Source organism: Ignavibacteriota bacterium (genome assembly GCA_013285405.1).
In the GTDB taxonomy this organism is placed as follows: domain Bacteria; phylum Bacteroidota; class Ignavibacteria; order Ignavibacteriales; family Ignavibacteriaceae; genus IGN2.
Genome location: CP053446.1, coordinates 479390 through 499054, shown reverse-complemented (window position 1 = coordinate 499054; position 19665 = coordinate 479390). Strand labels below are relative to the sequence as shown.

The window sequence follows — 19665 nt, the reverse complement described above, 5'->3', positions numbered from 1 at the left end:
TGTGTGCTATAATCTTGAAATGCTTGATTTTAATAATATAGTAAATTTTTCAGCAGATTGATTTGCAGTTTCAGTCACTTCCTGATGAGAAAGTTTTTGTGGTAAGATGCCTGCAGCCATATTTGTAATACAGGAGATTATTGCCAATTCCATTCCTATAAATGATGCATAGACAGCTTCGTGTACTGTGGACATTCCGGCTGCATCTCCTCCGAATTTTTCAATCATTTTAATTTCGGCAGGTGTTTCGTAAGAAGGTCCTTTTGAATACCAGTAAATTCCGGATTGTAATTCTATCAGGTTTTCTTTTGCAGCAAGTCTGATAACTTTATTCATTCTTTCTGACGGGCAGTTTAAAAAATTATTCTTTGATTCGACGGATGAAATCCCGATCAATTCTGCCAATTCTTTTTTTAGGTTTATTGAATTGAAAGATTCAACGAGCATTAAATCACCCGGGCGGAAATTTATGTTAACTCCACCTGCGGCGTTTGTGAAAATAATTTTTTTGCAGTTAATTTTTTTTGTAAGCAGAACCGGAAGAATACAGTCACTTATTCCATAACCTTCGTAAAAGTGATTACGCCCCTGGAAGATTAATACTTTTTTTTCATTAATCTTTGAGAAGTGTATCATTCCTTTATGTCCTTCGACGGATGGCAAAGGATAATTTGGAATTACTGAAGTAGAAACAGATTTGATTTTTTCAGTTGACTCTGCAAAGTTTCCAAGTCCGCTACCTAATACGACTGCAATTTCCGGAATGAAAGGAGATTCGTTAAGCAGAAAACTAATTGCATCTTTGTATTTAAAAGATAAGTCAATCATTTTAACCGAATAATAAACCAGCCAGAGTAGCTGTCATTAAAGTTGCAAGAGTTCCACCAATAACCGCTTTAATCCCTAAAGCTGCAATGTCAGATTTTCTTGAAGGGGCTAATTGACCGGTTCCTCCAATTTGAATTGCTATTGAACTGAAGTTAGCAAAACCGCATAGTGCATAAGTCAACATCAAAATTGATTTTTCATTTAATAACTTTCCTACTTCGAGAAGAGTTCCCATTTCCGTATAAGCTACGAATTCATTAAGAACAATTTTAACTCCAAGCAAACTTCCAAAATTTAATGCATCTTCCCAGGGAACTCCGATACCAAAAGCAAGGAACTGAAACACTAATCCAATCAATAACTGAAAACTCAACGGTTGTCCGAATTGTACTTTGAGAGAATGATTTATGTTTAGAATATCACCCAATCCAACTAATAGATAATTCACCAAAGCTATAAGTGCTATGAATGCAATCAGCATCGCACCTACATTTATTGCAAGTTTCCAACCATCAATTGCACCATTTGCAGCGGCATCAATTACATTCGAAGCGTTTTTTTCGACATCAAGTTTTAAATTTCCTTTAGTCGCAGGCTCACCGGTTTCGGGTAAAATTATTTTAGCAATCACAATTCCTGCTGGTGCAGCCATGACACTTGCACCAAGCAGGTGAGTAGCAAATATTTGTTGAGCCTGTTCAAGCGGAATACCATGTTTTACGGCATAAGCAGAACCAAGAATCTGAATATATGCAGCCATAACTCCACCAGCGATGGTTGCCATTCCACCTATCATTATTGTAAGCAGTTCGCTCTGAGTCATATCTTTCAGGAATGGTTTTATCATTAGTGGTGCTTCAGTTTGACCGACGAAAATTTCAGCAGCGCAGGATAGTGTTTCTGCTCCGCTGGTTCCCAGTGTTCTCGCCATTATCCACGTCATTCCTTTAACTATTAATTGCATAATTCCAAGATAATACAAAACCGACATAAGACTCGCGAAGAAGATTATTGTTGGAAGTACCTGGAAAGCAAAAAAGGAACCGAGATTGCCTTCTACACCCGGTGGCTTTGCTAAATCACCAAATACAAATTGCGCGCCTTCTGCAGTGAAATTCAGAATAAGCACAAAGAAATAACTAATCCAGTTGAAAATATCTTTTGGCCAGGCAAATGGAACAAAAAATTGACGAAGTGATTCACCTTTTAGAATTAAAATGGCAAAGACTAATTGAAGTGTAAGTCCACCACTAACAAGTTTCCAATTAATTCTTGATTTATTATTTGAAAGAAGAAAGGAAATTCCCACGAGTAATAAAATTCCGATTGCACCTCTGAATAATGAAATTAGATCCATACTATTCTATTCTTCTTCTTTTGGTATGTAGTGACATTTGCGGCAGCGTGCTTCATAAATATCAGCCGCACCAACAATTACTCTTTCTGATTCAGCAATTTTTCTTTGTGTTTTGTCAGCAGGATTTCCACACACAACACAGATTGCATGCTGTTTTGTAATATATTCTGCAATTGCCAGCAACTGTGGCATCGGCTCGAATGGTTTACCAGTGTAATCCTGGTCAAGCCCAGCGATGATAACCCGCTTACCGTTTGCTGCGAGCAAGTTACATATTCGTATTATACTCTCATTAAAAAACTGCGCTTCATCAATGCCTATTACCTGTGCATCATCTGAATATTTAAGAATTTCATCTATATCATCAATCAGAATTGAAGGCAGTGATTGATCATTGTGGGATACTATGGATTCCTGCGAATATCTTGAATCAATTTTTGGTTTGAATATTTTCACTTTTTGTTTTGCTATCTGAGCTCTTCTCAAACGCCGTATCAACTCTTCAGTCTTACCGCTGAACATACAGCCAGTTATCACTTCAATCCAGCCAATACCATTTGGAAGTTGATGTGGAGGAATATCTGTCATTGTTTTTATTAAAATTTATTATTAGAAATTTTCAGCCAGAGGCTGTTCAGCTTTCAGTTGAAGAAAAAAAAATTTTTTTTATGGTCATTCAAGATCTTTATCACCAAATGCAAAAGGAAGAAGTTCGGAAGTTTTCTTAACAATATACTCACCATCTGAGTTCACAAGAACAACATCAATTTCTCCGCAAAGGTCACTGATAACCTGTCTGCATGCACCACAAGGTGAAATAAAATCTTTAGTATCACCAGCCACAGCAATAGCCTTAAATTGACGTTCGCCCTCTGAGATTGCTTTAAAGATTGCATTGCGTTCAGCGCAAATTGTCAGACTATATGAACTGGATTCAATATTGCAGCCAGTATAAGTTTTATCATCTGCAGTCAATAATGCTGCACCAACATAAAAGTTTGAGTAAACCGGTAAAGCATTTTGCATGGCTTTAATTGCGAATTTTGCTAATTGTTTGTAGTCCATTGTAATCCGGAATAAATAATAATAAATAAATTTTTAGTTAGCGATATCAAATAAACTAAATCTTTTTTAATAAAACATAAAATGTTGGAGTAAGATATTTATTAATAAATCCGGGTTTATCGTTTGCAATTTTCAATAATACCCTTTTTAAACCTAATGAATTTATCAAGCGTACAATACTAAGATGAAAATTGCTCCAGATTAATCCTTTCCCTCCACTTAATAAATATTCAACGGAATAATTAGTGAATAAATGTATTGAAAATTTTTTATCGAATTTTGTGTAGATATCATTCAGTGATAAAAGTTCTGCAATGTCTGATCTGTTGAAGTCAGCTTTCCTGAAATATTTCAGGAAGTACTTTTTTATTTTGTGGCGATTTAAAACTGAAATAAAAGGTAATCCCCAATGTGGATCAGAAATTAAATTTAAAAGTGAATACTTATTTGGTGTGCTCAGAAAAATCAGTCCGTTATCTTTAAGAAGAAAAAATAACTTTTCAATGAAATCACTGCTGAAATTAATATGTTCGACAACATCCTGGAGAATTATCAGATCAACAGATTTATTTTTTAACGGAACATTGATACAATCCGCAAGAACAGGATGAAGAGTATCGCTGAGCTGAATTTTTATTATTCGCTCCCGTTTTATTTCAACACTTACAACAAAATTATTTTTTGACAGCAGTTGTGAAGTGCTTCCTTCACCCGCACCAAGATCCAGAACATTCAGACCTGACAGAAATACTAAATTCGATACAATGCTTTCAACAAATTTTGCTCTTTCATCAGAGAGATTTCGAGCTTTCTGCCAGCGTTCAAAATTTGGATGAGCTGGATTATATTCTCTCTGGATCTCTGTTTCTATTTCCATTTGATTTTAAAAAATGAAGCGTTGACGAAATGTATTACGATAAATACTTCATAAAGAATCTGTAGTGAAATTAGCTCTGCAAATGAAAATTTATAATCCAACTTTTTTTGAAAAAATGCATTGACCAGATAATCTGACAAAAGTTTTACGGGAAGCAGAATCCCAAACATCAAATTAAAAAACATTAATAATGGTGAGAAAAGAAAAAGCAGATTTAAAATATGCCAAAATCCTAAAATCAACTTATGCTTTTTCAAATAGTGAAGAGAAGTTTGAGTATGTCTTGCTTTTTGGTTCAGATATTCTTTAAAAGTTTTTTTGGTTTCCGAATAAACGAAAGAACCCGGATCAGTGACTATCCCGATTCTTAATTCTTTTTTGACTGCTTCGCGTAACAACAGATCATCATCTCCGCTTAATGTGTCTTTAGTTTGTGTGTAGCCCCCAATTGAATAGAAAGAATTTTTTGTGAATCCAAAATTTCTTGCTGTTGCTGTGTATGCTAATCCAATTGAAGCAAAGCAGACAGAAAGAAATGAACTTCTTAAATTTTCGAAGCAGGATATTTTGTTGACAAAATTTTTATGCTGATAAAAAGGTGCTATTCCGAATATCATATCATAGCCTTCTGAAAATCTGGACGAGCAGGCTTTCAACCAATTTAACTGAGGATGGCAATCTGCGTCAGTTATTAAAATGTTTGAAAATTTAGCATTCGCAACACCAAAGGATAAAGCATCTCTTTTCCCAATTTTATTAATTGTCTTTAGTTCTTTAGCATAAAAATTTTGCTGGCAAGTAATCTCCGATTTTATTTTTTCAAAAGTATTATCAGTTGAATTATCATCGACAATCATTACTTCATATTTGTCAGGCGGATAATCCAGTTTTTCCAGAGCCGCAATTAGCAGTTCAATATTGTTAGTTTCATTTCTCGCTGCAATTACAATAGAAATATTTACATTCTGATTTTTATTAATAGTTCTATAAAAAACCTTTCTGGCTGAATAAATCATCAAAAGATTTAATAGAAAGAATATAAAAACTGATATAAGTACCAATAGTAACATTCGCTTATCGGAGAAAATAAAATCCTTTTTTGAAACTTTCTTTAAAATTACTTAAATAATTTAGAAAAAGATTTATGAATCAGATTTACAATCTTTTGCTCTACGATTTGGTGGGAGGTGAATTTCAAGCTTGAATATCCAATTAAAATAATATTGAAAGTAAAGATAAAATCAGATTGTTAATTATCTTATTTTGGTTTGTAAGAATTGGCGACAGTCGGTTTGCGACAATATTTGCTAATAAAAAAGATTAGTCAAAATTAGTTTTTTAAAAGCAAAATTACTTATCTTTGAAATAAATAAATTCAGAAGATTAAAACAATTATTTTAATAATCAATTATTCCAGCATTAATTCTTTTCAATTATTTGTATCAGGGTTATCCTCTCTGAAAAATCATTATGTACCGTTTGAAAAAATAAAATTATTATTCAATTACTAATCAACATATCAAATAATAAAAAGGAGCGTGAATGAAACATCTGCTAACCATAGCATACTTCATAATCTTCTTAACTTGCGCAGTTTTTGCTCAGACCGATAATGCAGAGCAAAGCAATGCGGTGAAGGAAGGATTGCGTGAGCAATATTCTCAAAGCGATTTCGAACTATTCACAATTAAGGAGAAGAACGGAGAAATTTCAAATGAGATTTCAATTATTTATTCAACTGCTGCGGCAGACGCACTGGTTAATAATAATAATGGGAGCTCAGGAACAGCCAATTTCACCCAGAGCGAAACATCAATTTTAGCTTTTGGTAATAATGTAGTAATTGGTTTTAACGATTCTGGTTCGTACACGGGTGGTGCGAATAAATTTACCGGTTGGTCTTACTCATCTGATGGTGGTGCATCATTTATCGACGGTGGTACGCTGCCGACTAATACCATTGGTGATGCTGGTGATCCTGTTCTTGCACGGAATGAAACAACAGGAAGAATTTATTTATCCACACTCGGTTTCAGCGGCGCAGCAACAATTCAAATTTTTCGCTCAGATGATAATGGTATGACCTGGGCTGCACCGATTAATGGAACTCCTGGCGGTTCTTCTGAGGATAAACAATGGCATACAGTTGATAATTTTGCTGGTGCTGGTAATGGAAATGTTTATTTGATATCACGCCGATTTGGTGGTTCACCAGGTATCTATTTCTTCCGTTCTACTGATGACGGAAATACTTTTGGACCTTCAGGCGGCGTAAATATATTTTCTGGTGGTCAGGGTGCTTTTGTAGCTGTCGGACCAGACCATTCCGTTTATGCATTTTATTATAATGGTTCAACAACAATTCAGGTTCGTAAATCTACTGATTTTGGAGTATCATTCGGTTCTGCAGTTACTATTTATAACGGAATTGCTGGCGGTGTAAATGGTGATCTTGGTTTAACAGGTAAAAGAAATGGAACAAGTTCATTCTCAAGTTTCCGAAGTAATGCATTTCCGCATGTTGCAGTCAATCCTGTCAGCGGACACATTTATGTGACTTTCAATAATGACGGCGCCGGTGTTGATAAAGGAGATATCTTTTTGACGATATCCACCAATGGCGGAACTTCTTGGAGCGCACCTACAAAAGTGAATGATGATATAACAACTACAGATCAATGGCAGCCAGCTATTGCAGTTACTCCTAATGGCAACAGGCTTGGCATTTTCTATTACAGCCGGCAGGAAGATATTGCTGAGAATAATTTATTTAAATATTATGGTCGTATCGGTGTGATTTCAGGGTCAACCGTGACCTTCGATCCGAGTTTAGCAATTAGTGATGTTGCTTCTTTACCTGAATTTGGTCGTGATAATGTTGTGAATAGTGTGTATATGGGTGATTATAATCATGCATGGGCTACAAACAGTGCATTTCATGTTGTATGGTCAGACAACAGGGATGATCTGGCAGGTGGCGCACCTCGCAAAGATCCAAATGTTTATTACGACAAAGTTACTCTTGGACCACCTTGTCCGATCAATCCGCCGACTAATCCAAGTCCTGCAAATGGTACAACCGGTTTAGCTATAACAGGAAATACTTTAACATGGACTAACGGTTCTGGCGCAGACTCAATCGAAGTTTGGTTCGGTGAAGGTGTAAATTTAAATCGGGTTTATAATAGCACTCCGATTGCATCATTTTCGCTTGCTTCTTTTGAACCACTTAATTATAGCACAACTTATGGCTGGCAGATAAGAGGAAAGAATGATACTTGCACAGTATCCGGTCCTTTATGGTCATTTACAACTATGGCTGATCCGAACATTCAAATTGACACATTGATGTGTGAAGCATTTGAAAGTGGATTAGGAGGCTGGACAATAACAAATGAAGGAGGAACCTGTGTTTGGGAAAATTTATTCGCACCATTCCCTAACACTTACACATTACCTGCAACTGCAACAGGCGGACTATTATCTGCTGATTCGGATGAATGTGGAAGCGGAAGCACTTTTCTTTCAACTGCAACATTAAACCAGATTTTCGACTTCACATTATATACTACAATGGCATGGATTGAATTTGATAATGATTGGAACGTATTGGATGCACAGGATGAAGCACACGTTGAAGTTAGTCTAAATGGTGGTTCAACCTGGGTTGGAGTTTGGGATAAGATTGGTGCTGATATCAGAAGCACTCACGAAGTAGTGGATATAACTTCTGTAGTATCAGGACAGGCAAATGTTAAATTCAGATTTCGCGTCGTACAACCCGGATGGGATTGGTGGTGGGTTGTTGATAACTTCTGCGTGTATGGAATGTACATAGTACCTGTTGAGTTAACATCATTCACAGCATTATCAAGTGGAAATGAAGTCGAACTCAACTGGTCAACTGCAACAGAGTTGAACAACCAGGGATTCCAGATAGAAAGAATGTCAACCGGTGGTTCTTTTGAACAGGTTGGATTTGTTGCAGGTTTTGGAACTTCAACCGAACCAAAAGCTTATTCTTTCACAGATGTTAATCTGGAAACAGGAAACTATACATACAGACTAAAACAGATGGATTTCGACGGAACATTTACTTACTCACCTGAAGTAAGTGTAGAAGTTGAACTGCCAATTGAGTATAGTCTTGAACAGAACTATCCGAATCCATTCAATCCATCAACAACGATAAAGTATTCGATTGCAGAAGATGGATTTGTGAAGCTTGCAGTTTACAATATGCTCGGAGAAGAAGTAATGATGATCGTCAATGGAATGCAGAAAGCCGGAAGATACGAAGTTAATTTTAATGCAAGTGGATTAGCGAGCGGAGTGTATGTTTACAGGATTGAATCAGCAAACTTTACTTCGTCAAAGAAGTTAATGCTGATGAAATAGTATCTGTAAGATTCAATTCATTAAGGCTGCTGGTATCAGCAGCCTTTTTATATTAATCAAGAATTGTTAGAAAAAGCTTGAAATGTTTTTAAGGTTTGGAATTGAGTTCATTAACAGTGAAAAATAAATTTTAACATCCGTATGTTTTATATTCATATCATTTTATAACCGTTATCAGTATTTTATCGGATATGAATCATATCAAAAAAATAGTCTTTCTCCTTTTTATAATCGGAACCGTCTGTTATCCTCAGAATTTTTGGGAAAAAATTAACAGCCCGACTTCTAAACTTTTAAATTCATTATCATTTATTGATAGTTCCACTGGCTGGGTATCAGGAGATTCAGGATTAATTTTTCACACTACAAATGCAGGAAAAGACTGGGTGCAGCAGTTTGAAAACGATTCATTAAACATAGTAAACATTTTTTTTCTCAATGAACAATATGGATGGGCTTCAGGATACAGCGATGAATATGAACCCTATGGAACATTTTTTTTAAGCACTACCAACGGGGGCAATCAGTGGAACTCTGAATATCTGAGATTGGGTGAAGTGATTGTACACTCATTTTATTTTCTTGACAGTCTGACTGGGTTTGCGGTTGGTGGTCCACAAGTTTTTCACAGAACCACCGATGGTGGTTTAAACTGGGTTCCGGTGATACTGGATAGTTCTATTGCATCTGGTATTCCTCCAATAACAATAAAGTTTTTCAACTCCAAATATGGATATGCCTGTGGTGGAGTGCGTGATATTAAAGGTGTTGTCTGGAGAACTATAGATGGCGGTATAAGCTGGACTACAGTTGTTGATACTCTTACTACTGAACCGCTCTACGATATTCATTTGATCGATTCGCTTAATATTATTGCGATGGGAGGAGATCCGGAATTTGGTTCCAGCCAGATAATTTCCACAGATGGTGGTATCACCTGGGAATATAGAAGCCTCGGAATTTTTTATTATCCTGTAAGTATTGGTTTCCGAACTGATGTAGAGGGATGGGTTCCGATGGGTGAGCAGCGTTTCTTTTTATACACTTCTGATGCCGGAAATAATTGGACGATTGTTCAAACACCCGATTCAACACCGGTTATGCGCGTATGTTTTCCCGATTCATTACATGGATTTGGGATTGGTCCGTACGGAACAATTGTCAAATATGTTTACCAGAAGCCAACTTATCTGAATGAACATGAAATCTTTCCCAAAGATTATTATCTTGAGCAAAACTATCCGAATCCATTCAATCCATCAACAACGATAAAGTATTCTGTTGCTGAGGATGGATTTGTAAAACTTGCTGTGTATAATATGTTAGGTGAAGAGGTTGCAGAGTTAGAAAATCTGTATCGAAATGCCGGCAGTTATGAAGTAAATTTTAATGCAAGTGGATTATCAAGTGGAATGTATATTTACAGAATCGAAACATTAAACTTCACATCTTCAAAGAAATTAATTCTTCTTCGTTGAGATTTTTTCTGAAGGTTGTTACTAAAAAATTATATGGATACTGTTAATTTTTTAGATATTTCAGAAAGGCTCAGACTTTCAGTAAAAAAATAATTACCAGATGAAAATTAATTACCATAATTTTAATTATTCAAAATCAAAATATTTATTAATTAATATATTAACTCTATACAATCGAGGTGTAAAAAATGAATAACTTACTTCAAAAATTTTTCGCGTTGATTTTTGTTCTTCTCGTATTTAATGTTTCATTTGCACAAAAAGCTTCGGGCAATTCATCATTACAAATAATACCGGATGAAGCTGAAGCTACTTTTGTTGAAAATAATATGAGAATAAATCAGGTCACTGGTGTACCTGTGGCACTATACAAACCAAACTATTCTGTTATTCCGGATACTCCGGAAAAAATGGCGAGACAATTTCTGCAGGAAAATCATAACATATTAAAACTATCAGCAGATTTATCTGAACTCAGATATCTGACGACAAAAGAAACTCCTGGTGGATATCACGTTCACTTCGATCAATACGTTGCAAATTATCCTGTACTTAATTCCCGTATAAATGTAACCATCAGCAAAGATAACCGTGTAGTGTTTGTTACAAATGGATCGAGGATTGCATACAACTCGAAAGGTCAAAATAATTTTGATGAGATGAACATCAGTTCACAGCAGGCATTAATTTCAGCCAAAGATTATCTGGGTATTAAGGGGTCAATTGTATTTGAAAAAAGTGAGCCCGGCATTTATTACAACAAAGGAGAATTCAGACTCGCACAAGTTGTAACATTAATTCCTGCTGAAGAAGTTTTTGGCGAATGGCAAATACTTGTGGATGCTAAGACCGGAGAAATTTTCAGAGTTGAAGATATAGCTTGCTATCACAAACCAATGAATGAAAATCCGCAATTAGTAGATGGAGCCGGATATGTTTTTGATCCTGATCCAATAACACACGCCAGAACAACCTATGGAACTACCGGCTTTGTTGATAATAATGATGCAGATTCTGATTCACTTACTTTTCATCGTGCATTGCGAACATTAAAAGATATTTCTTTTGAAGGTGGAGTTTATATCTTGAAAGGGCCTTGGGCAGAGATAAGAGATTTTGAATCCCCAAATACCGGATTACATACAAACGCAACCAGTGATTTCTTTTTTACAAGATTCAGTGACAACTTTGAAGCTGCTAATGTGTACTACCATATTGATAATTCAATGAGATGGATAAATATTTCATTAAGTTATCCACTTACTCCATATCAATACACCGGCGGAGTAAGATTCGATCCGCACGGATTAAGTGGCAGTGATAACTCTCATTATATTACTTCAACAGGAAGTATTGCTTATGGCGATGGTGGTGTTGATGATGCAGAGGACCTTGGTGTAGTTTTACACGAACTTGGTCATGGTCTTCACGATTGGTTAACAGTTGGTAGTTTATCTCAAGTTGAGGGCTTGAGTGAAGGAAGTGGAGACTATTGGGCAACATCTTATGTAAGAAGTACTGGATATTGGAACTCTTCTAACCCAGCTTATAATTGGGTATTTATTTGGGATGGTCATAATCCATTTTGGGCTGGAAGAATTGTAAACTATACTGCACACTATCCAGAAGGATTAACTGGCACGATTCATACTGATGGGCAAATGTGGGCTTCATCATTAATGTCTATTTATGATCTAATAGGTAGAACTCCAACTGATAAAAACTTTCTGGAGGCATTGTCAATGTTAAACAGTTCTTCCGGGCAGGTTGATGCTGCAAATGCGTTCATTGCTGCAGATCAGCTTTTCTATTCGGGCAGTCATCTTGCTCAGATTATTCCTGTGTTTGCAGACAGAGGATATATTGAAGGACCGATTAATGCTGATTTTACAGCAGATGTTACGAGCGGTCCGGCTCCATTAACCGTTAATTTTACTGATCTATCTATCTCACAACCGAATCCTATTATTTCCTGGGAATGGGATTTTGATAATAACGGGACAGTTGATGCAACAACACAAAATCCATCCTGGACTTATACTAATTTTGGATATTACACAGTAAAGCTTACAGTTTCTGACGGAACTAATTATTCTTCTGAAGTTAAGGCTAATTATATAACAGTTACAGATCCAAACGTAGTCGAATGGTGTGATGCATTTATTAATTTCAGCAATTGGACTGCAGTTGGTCCATTTGGAACAACCAACTGGTCATCAAATAATTCATCAAATGCAGGTGGAACAGCGCCTGAATTGAGGATGAGCTGGTCACCTTCATTTACAGGTCTATCAAAAATTCGTTCAACAATGATCCCCCTCCCGAACAATCAATTAGTGTATTATTCATTTAACTTCTATCTTGATTGGTATGCTAACCCGAGTGGTGTATTAACTGTTGCAGTTACTTATGATGGTGGCACAACCTCAACACCGATTTACACACTATCAGATCCAACTAGCAATGTAGGCCCACAATTAATGACTGGAAATTTCACTACGCCATCAAATGGTGCAGCAAACACTCAACTGGAAGTTTCATATGACGGATATTCTTTCAACATAGATTATATTTATTGGGATAATATGTGCCTGAGTTATGTTGTTCCTGTTGAGTTGACATCATTTACAGCATTATCAAATGGAGATGAAGTGAAACTAAACTGGATAACTGCAACAGAGTTAAACAACCAGGGATTCCAAATAGAACGAATGTCAACAAGTGGTTCCTATGAACGGATAGGATTTGTGGCAGGATTCGGAACGACAACTGAACCAAAAGCATATTCATTCACTGATACAAAGTTGGAAACAGGAAACTATACATATAGACTAAAGCAGATTGATTTCGATGGAACATACACATATTCATCGGAAGTGAATGTTGAAGTAGAATTACCGTTAGAATATAGTCTGGATCAAAACTATCCTAATCCATTCAATCCAACAACAACGATAAAATATTCTGTAGCTGAAGATGGATTTGTAAAACTTGCAGTGTATAATTTATTAGGAGAAGAAGTAGCAACAATAGTAAATAATGTACAGAAAGCCGGAAGATATGAAATCAATTTCAATGCAAGTAGATTATCGAGTGGAGTATATATTTACAGGATAGAGACGCCACACTACAATTCATCAAAGAAATTAATGCTGATGAAGTAACACAGATTAAATAATCTGTGATACATATTTAAAAGCCCCATACTGCAACTGCTGGAATTGGGGCTTTTTTAATTTTTAGAACATCTTGATAAAGCAAAAGAATACGCTAAAATTAATTAGCATTTTATCATCGGAATTATTTATGTTTACTCAACTTTATTTTATTATTAATTAAAATTGAGTTTATCATTATTCACTTCTTACTCGCGTTAATAAATAATTTCTCAAATTATAGGGTGGGAAAAAGATTCAAATCAGCTTAGCTTGAATAAATATAATTCAATAATCAACATATCATTAATTATAAATGGAGATCTAATGAAGAAGCGTTCTACATTACTTCTTGCACTTTTATTATTATTAAGTGCTGGCAGTAGAATTTTATTTGCACAAGGAGGCATCGATGATCCACGTATATGGTCTGTGGTGAAACTTGATCCAAGAGGAAATGCTAAAATTGATGTACCACCCAGCAATTGGGTTCCTGCAGAACAAATTACCAGATATTTTGGAAATACAGATGCAACTGTGGGACCAAATTTTAGAGTTAAACCAGGCAACACAACACAATCTGAACTTAGCATTGATGTTCATCCGACAAACCAGAGTATCGTTTTCGGATCTTCAAACGCAACAACTTGGCCTGGTGCAGGTACTTTATGGGGAACAGGAGTTTATTGGTCGTTAGATGGTAGTGTAAACTGGACCGGTTTTGATAATCCGCCATTTGGTACGAATTCAGGCGACCCTGCTTCGGTAATCGGGCAGGATGGCAGATTTTATGAAAATTATATCACTAATTCGTATGGTCAGGGTGTTTCTGTATCAACTAACAATGGTGTAAACTGGACTACACATACTGTTGCACCAAACCCCGGTCAAGTCGCCGATAAAAATCATTTTATGGTTGATAAAACTCCAACAAGTCCCTATCTCCATAGAGCATATTGTGTGTGGACAGATTTTGGAGGGGCTACAGATGGTGAAGTAGTCTTACGTTACTCAACTAACTTTGGAGTTAATTGGAGTTCATCAATTAATATTTCAGGTACGCTAACACCTTTGGGAAGTGCATTCGCTCAGGGTGCTAACGTTCAAACCGGTCCTAATGGTGAAGTGTATGTTACTTATGTAATTTATGATGCAAACTGGACTGATGGTGAAGATGCAATTGGTTTTTCAAAATCTACTGATGGAGGAGTAACTTGGACTCACCTTCGTGCGTATCAAAATGTTAACTTTGGAATCAGAGGCAACCTCTCAAGCAAAAATGGAATAAGAGTATCATCTTTTCCTTCGATGACTGTTGACAGATCCGGTGGACCGAATAACGGAACAATTTATATTACCTGGCCGCAACGCGGTGTTGCACCTGCCGGAAGTGATCCTGACATCGTTATAATTAAATCAACTGATAATGGGGCAACATGGTCTGCACCGGTTCGTGTAAACGATGATGCACTTAATAATGGTAAAGATCAATACTATGCCTGGAGTACTGTTGACCAGGTAACCGGTCGATTGATTTTAATTTTTTATGATAGCCGTGATGTTCCTAATAGCCAGGCTGAAGTTTATATGGCAAGTTCAGTTAATGGCGGAATCACTTTTGAAAATTTTGAAGTCAGCGATCAACCACATACACCAACACCAATTAATGGTTTAGCTGGCGGCTATGCCGGTGACTATATTGGAGTTGCTGCATTAGGTGATATGGCGTTTCCGTTTTGGGCAGATAACAGACTTGGAAGCGACCACTATCAAGCCTGGACTGCATCTGTTGAATTTGGACCTCCTTGTCCAATTGATCCTCCATCTAATCCAAGTCCCGCTAATGGTGCAACCGGTTTACCACTTACTGGAAACACGTTAAACTGGACAAACGGTGCCGGCGCAACATTGATGGAAGTCTGGTTTGGAACAGTAGGAAATTTAAATCAGGTGTATAATGGCGCACCGATTACTTCACTTTCATTAGCGTCATTTGAACCTTTAACTTATAACACAAATTATGCATGGCAGATTAAAGGTAAGAATGATACCTGTACTGTTGCCGGACCAATGTGGTCATTCACCACTATGCAGGATCCTAACTTGAATTTCTGGTGTGATGATTTTGCAAGTCTTAATAACTGGACTATAGTTGGTCCATCGGGAATGACAAATTGGTCTGCATCAAATACAAGCCAGGCTGGTGGAACACCACCAGAACTCTATATGAGTTGGTCACCATCATTTACAGGGGTATCAAAAGTCAGATCTGTTCCAATTCCGTTGCTGAATAATACACTGACCAACTACACATTCAATTTCTATTTGGACTTTTATGCGAATCCCAGCGGAGTTGTAACTGTGGGAATTACTTATGATGGTGGCGCCACCTCGACAACTTTGGTTACCTATTCAGATCCAACAGGTAACATAGGCCCGCAGGTTGAAACCGGAAGTTTTACAACTCCGGCTTCAGGAGCTTCTAATGCTCAGCTTGAAATTACTTATAACGGTTATTCTTTCAATATTGATCTTATAGCATGGGATAATATGTGTCTTGATTGGGTTGTTCCGGTAGAACTCACATCATTCACAGCAATTTCAGTTGAGAATGAAGTTGAGTTAAACTGGTCAACTGCAACCGAAACGAATAATCAGGGATTTGAAGTTGAGAGAAAATTATCCAATGGTTCATTTGAACAAATTGGATTTGTAGCAGGATTCGGTACAACAACCGAACCCAAAGCATATTCATTCACAGATGAAAAATTGGAAACAGGAAACTATACATATAGACTAAAGCAGATTGATTTTGATGGAACATACACATATTCATCGGAAGTAAATGTAGAAGTTGAACTGCCTCTTGAGTATAGTTTAGAACAAAACTATCCTAATCCATTTAATCCATCAACAACAATTAAATATTCTGTAGCAGAAGATGGATTTGTAAAACTTGCTGTGTATAATTTATTAGGAGAAGAAGTTGCAACGATAGTAAACACGACACAGAAGGCAGGAAGATATGAAGTAGTATTTGATGGAAGTCAATTATCGAGCGGAGTATATGTTTACAGGATAGAGACAGCAAACTTCACATCATCAAAGAAACTGATGTTGATGAAATAACAGCGAAGCAATTATTTGATTTAATTTATTTAAAAGCCCCGATTACACGGGGCTCTTTTAATTTGTGCGATTGAAAAGTGTTTATTGTCAAACGACTAACTTAACGCTGAATCTGTTGTTTTAAATTTCAATTTGAACCTTTGAAAATTAAAAACATAATCTTATTAAAAAAAAATCCAAGTAACATTTTAATAATGATCTTGGCATAATTCTTCATCAGTGTATTTAGGATATTTAATAAAGGTTATATTATTTAGAATAGATAGCTTGAATTCAAACTACGTTTAATAATTAAGCGTATCAATTAATGTTTATAGAGTTTTCTCCTTAATTAACGTTTTATTTAACTAATAATCCTGGAGGTTCTATGAAACACTTAATACCTTTGCTTTTTTTATTTTTCATAACTTTTATTTTTGTACCTGATTCCTTTGCACAAGGAGGAATGCATTTGTGATTTTTATGGATGACCCAGTGGTCGGTACTGAATACTGTGATTTTTATGCAGGAGGGTCTTATCGGTGTGCGGTCGATGCATACAATTTCACTGTACCTTGTGAGTATGGTGGATTTGTTTGGTATGCCTGTAGTTTAAATGTGAAAGTTAATGGAGCGACTGTGGCAAGTACACAAGGTTGGATTGGACAGTATGCAACTTGGGCTTTTTATTATGGACCGTGTTTCAATGTTCGTCAAGAGACCATGTCGAAATTTTTGTAATTTATATGTACATAAACTGGACCTGTTTAGGGGAACCAATGGGTGCAGCTTATCTGGTTGTTCAAGATGAATTATGTTTGAATTATCCTAAAGAAGTTCAACTGGTTAGTTCTGAAATACCTACAGATTATATTCTTGAACAAAATTATCCTAATCCGTTCAATCCAAGTACAAATATAAAGTACGCATTAGCAGATGATGGAATGGTAAAACTTGCTGTTTACAATATACTGGGAGAAGAAGTAGCAGTATTAGTAGAAACGGGACAAGTGGCTGGGAATTATGCAGTGCAATTTAATGCCGCAGATTTGCCAAGCGGTATGTATATCTATAGATTGCAAACTAACAACTTCAGTTCTATCAAGAAACTAATGGTAATAAAGTAATCCATATTTCCGACATATAATAGAATCAAATTTTAAATGCCCCAATTACGGGGCATTTTATATTAATTCTATCATGGCACTGTTTATGTTTTAATTCATTTGATTTTAAAAACTGCACTACAAACAGATGGTGTAAAAATAAAAAAATTAGTACATGATATTGATTTAGTAGAGAGGTTAAGAAAAATTTTATTTGTTCAGATTGTTATTCCCTTACCTCTATCAGTCATATTTTTATTCAACTTGGCTATTGCAAGATTGGGTCTTGATTTTGCTTTACTGTTAAAAATTCTTTTAGGGATGATCATTGGCGCTGCTGTGCTTTTTACTCCTTTTCTTTTCTATGTATTGATAAATGAAAAACGTTATGGATGGATTACTATTTTCTTTTTTATGGTTGTTTTACCTTATATAATTATTCTGTTAATATTTTATGATTTCGTTTTACTTGGTGCCTGGCTGCTATTGCCGATTATTCTTTTTTACTTCTACTGCTTTATTTTAAAATACTCTATAGCAGATTGGCTTAAAGACCATTACGCGCACGAAGAATACAAAGTACAAAAAAGTGAAAGTATTAAAAGAAAACAAGATGAAATGAGATGGAGTCCATAACTTGTTCTTAATAAAAAGTAAAGAGAAATGAAAATAAAACCGAGAGAAATAATTTATAATATTTTTTTAGTAAAAAGATTTCGAATAATTCTACTTTTACTTGTAAGTGTTTCACTGCCAATCCTTATTCCAATAACAGTTATACAATTTATCATAATCAGATATGCCAGAGGTCTTAAATTAAATACAGAAATATTTTTTTACCCTCTGTGTTTAATAGTTGGTGCTGCCGTGATTTCTACTCTTTTCATATTATATGTTTTAATTAAAGAAAAACGACGTGCCTGGATTATAGCTTTTTTAGTTATGGTTGTGTTACCGTGGTTGTTTACTTACAGCATTTCTTTTGGTGATATTTTTGTTGTTAGATGGATGATTGTTCTAGCGGCTCCATTCTATCTTTATTGTTATCTTCTAAAACGTACTATTGGTGAATGGATAGAAGAATATGAAGGACAGGAGCTATATAAAGAGCGGAAAAGAGAAGAAACACGCCGAAAGATGAAAGAAGAGAGATGGAATTAAAATAAATTTTGTCATTTATAAATTAATGGTGTTAGAATAATATCAAAATAAATATTAGGGTTTGATTTAATGCCAAAAAATTTGTTCAGGTTGTGCGCCTCTTATAAATTGAAAAATGAAAATTTAAATTGAAAGAAAAAGTTGCTTAAGTTCTAGTAGCGTTTTTTCATAGCTGAAGATGGATTTGTAAAACTTGCTGTGTATAATTTATTAGGAGAAGAAGTTGCAACGATAGTAAACACGACACAGAAAGCAGGAAGATATGAAGTAGTATTTGATGGAAGTCAATTATCGAGCGGAGTATATGTTTACAGGATAGAGACGCCACACTACAATTCATCAAAGAAATTAATGCTGATGAAGTAACACAGATTAATAATTTGTGATTCAGGTTTAAAAGCCCCATCCGGCAACTGCCGGAATTGGGGCTTTTTTATTTTTTGTCCCGAATACCTCGCTGACCAACTAAATAATGAATTTTAATTGATGAAGAGATTGATGTAAATTTTACACATGATTGCTTACTGTAAATAATATTCTTTAAAGTTTTACTTGCTTCTTAACATCTCGTTTAGCAAATTGTTACTGTATTGATTTTCTAAATTGAGGACGAAAGAATGATGAAGTTGTTTAATCAGTTCTTTCCTTAATAAAACTGAAAGAGGCCAGTAGTGAAGGAGTTCTCGTTTACATCATCAGTTTGGTTGACCAACTTACCGGATTATCACATCTGCATTAAATACTATTTTTATTTTTTACGAATTAACAAACTATTTTCAATTTATTTATCAGGAGGCTAAAATGGCAGTAGTAGTAATAAAAATCGAACAATGGGGAAATTGTTATCACGCTCAGGATGCAAAGGTTCAGAATAATGACACGGTACTAATAGCAACAGAGGTTCAAAATCAACAATTTAAAATTGTAGTACCAAATCAGGATGGATTTTTTAATAGTAGTCCGGTAATAACCGGTACAGTTGATTCAAATACAACTCTTGGTTTAGGTAATGTTACAGGAAGTGGAAGGGCAACAAAATACTATACTATTGATCCTGGTTGTGAAGCACCACCAAGAATAATTCGTCAGTCATAATCCAGTTTCATAATAATAGTTAATGTAAAAATTATCA

The 19665-nt window shown here is 35.6% G+C and carries 15 protein-coding genes; 9 read left to right on the top strand and 6 right to left on the bottom strand.

Translation table 11 applies throughout. From position 1 onward, the window contains the following. Window positions 1-6: 6 nt before the first annotated feature. The 6 genes from HND39_02190 to HND39_02165 all read right to left on the bottom strand — a co-directional run bounded on the left by HND39_02190 (window position 7) and on the right by HND39_02165 (window position 5197). A complete protein-coding gene (locus tag HND39_02190) occupies window positions 7-828 on the bottom strand; it encodes a purine-nucleoside phosphorylase (GenBank protein ID QKJ95171.1) in 822 nt (273 codons plus the stop codon). A 1-nt stretch (window position 829) separates the two neighbouring features. Continuing rightward, window positions 830-2185 (bottom strand): NupC/NupG family nucleoside CNT transporter, encoded by a 1356-nt coding sequence (locus HND39_02185; GenBank protein QKJ95170.1) that lies wholly within the window; start codon window positions 2183-2185, stop codon window positions 830-832. 6 nt (window positions 2186-2191) lie between these two features. Continuing rightward, complete coding sequence (locus HND39_02180; protein ID QKJ95169.1) at window positions 2192-2773, bottom strand: thymidine kinase; 582 nt, start codon at window positions 2771-2773, stop codon at window positions 2192-2194. Between the two features lie 84 nt (window positions 2774-2857). Then, window positions 2858-3250: a cytidine deaminase gene (gene cdd / locus HND39_02175; protein ID QKJ95168.1), complete on the bottom strand. Its 393-nt coding sequence runs from the start codon at window positions 3248-3250 to the stop codon at window positions 2858-2860. Window positions 3251-3305: 55 nt separating this feature from the next. Beyond that, on the bottom strand, window positions 3306-4127 hold the full coding sequence (locus HND39_02170; protein ID QKJ95167.1) for a class I SAM-dependent methyltransferase: 822 nt from the start codon (window positions 4125-4127) through the stop codon (window positions 3306-3308). Then, complete coding sequence (locus HND39_02165; GenBank protein ID QKJ95166.1) at window positions 4118-5197, bottom strand: glycosyltransferase; 1080 nt, start codon at window positions 5195-5197, stop codon at window positions 4118-4120. The genes HND39_02170 and HND39_02165 overlap by 10 nt, the downstream gene beginning before the upstream one ends. A 472-nt stretch (window positions 5198-5669) precedes the next feature. Between HND39_02165 and HND39_02160 the strand changes: the two genes are divergently transcribed. The 9 genes from HND39_02160 to HND39_02120 all read left to right on the top strand — a co-directional run bounded on the left by HND39_02160 (window position 5670) and on the right by HND39_02120 (window position 19628). Beyond that, window positions 5670-8525, top strand: coding sequence for a T9SS type A sorting domain-containing protein (locus HND39_02160; protein QKJ95165.1), 2856 nt, complete (start codon window positions 5670-5672; stop codon window positions 8523-8525). A gap of 191 nt (window positions 8526-8716) precedes the next feature. After that, window positions 8717-10003 (top strand): T9SS type A sorting domain-containing protein, encoded by a 1287-nt coding sequence (locus tag HND39_02155; protein QKJ95164.1) that lies wholly within the window; start codon window positions 8717-8719, stop codon window positions 10001-10003. A 188-nt stretch (window positions 10004-10191) separates the two neighbouring features. Beyond that, complete coding sequence (locus HND39_02150; GenBank protein QKJ95163.1) at window positions 10192-13167, top strand: T9SS type A sorting domain-containing protein; 2976 nt, start codon at window positions 10192-10194, stop codon at window positions 13165-13167. Between the two features lie 318 nt (window positions 13168-13485). Next, window positions 13486-16287 carry a T9SS type A sorting domain-containing protein gene (locus tag HND39_02145; protein ID QKJ95162.1) on the top strand — a complete coding sequence of 934 codons (2802 nt, stop codon included), beginning with the start codon at window positions 13486-13488 and terminating at the stop codon, window positions 16285-16287. Window positions 16288-17012: 725 nt separating this feature from the next. Further along, the gene (locus HND39_02140) at window positions 17013-17393 is read left to right on the top strand and encodes a T9SS type A sorting domain-containing protein (GenBank protein ID QKJ95161.1); all 381 of its coding nucleotides are present in this window, start codon (window positions 17013-17015) and stop codon (window positions 17391-17393) included. A 99-nt stretch (window positions 17394-17492) separates the two neighbouring features. After that, entirely contained in the window at window positions 17493-18008 is a 516-nt protein-coding gene (locus HND39_02135; GenBank protein QKJ95160.1) for a hypothetical protein, read from the top strand. Window positions 18009-18035: 27 nt separating this feature from the next. Beyond that, window positions 18036-18533 (top strand): hypothetical protein, encoded by a 498-nt coding sequence (locus HND39_02130; GenBank protein ID QKJ95159.1) that lies wholly within the window; start codon window positions 18036-18038, stop codon window positions 18531-18533. Between the two features lie 198 nt (window positions 18534-18731). Continuing rightward, the gene (locus HND39_02125) at window positions 18732-18899 is read left to right on the top strand and encodes a T9SS type A sorting domain-containing protein (protein QKJ95158.1); all 168 of its coding nucleotides are present in this window, start codon (window positions 18732-18734) and stop codon (window positions 18897-18899) included. A 435-nt stretch (window positions 18900-19334) separates the two neighbouring features. Then, window positions 19335-19628 carry a hypothetical protein gene (locus HND39_02120; GenBank protein QKJ95157.1) on the top strand — a complete coding sequence of 98 codons (294 nt, stop codon included), beginning with the start codon at window positions 19335-19337 and terminating at the stop codon, window positions 19626-19628. Window positions 19629-19665: the final 37 nt, after the last annotated feature.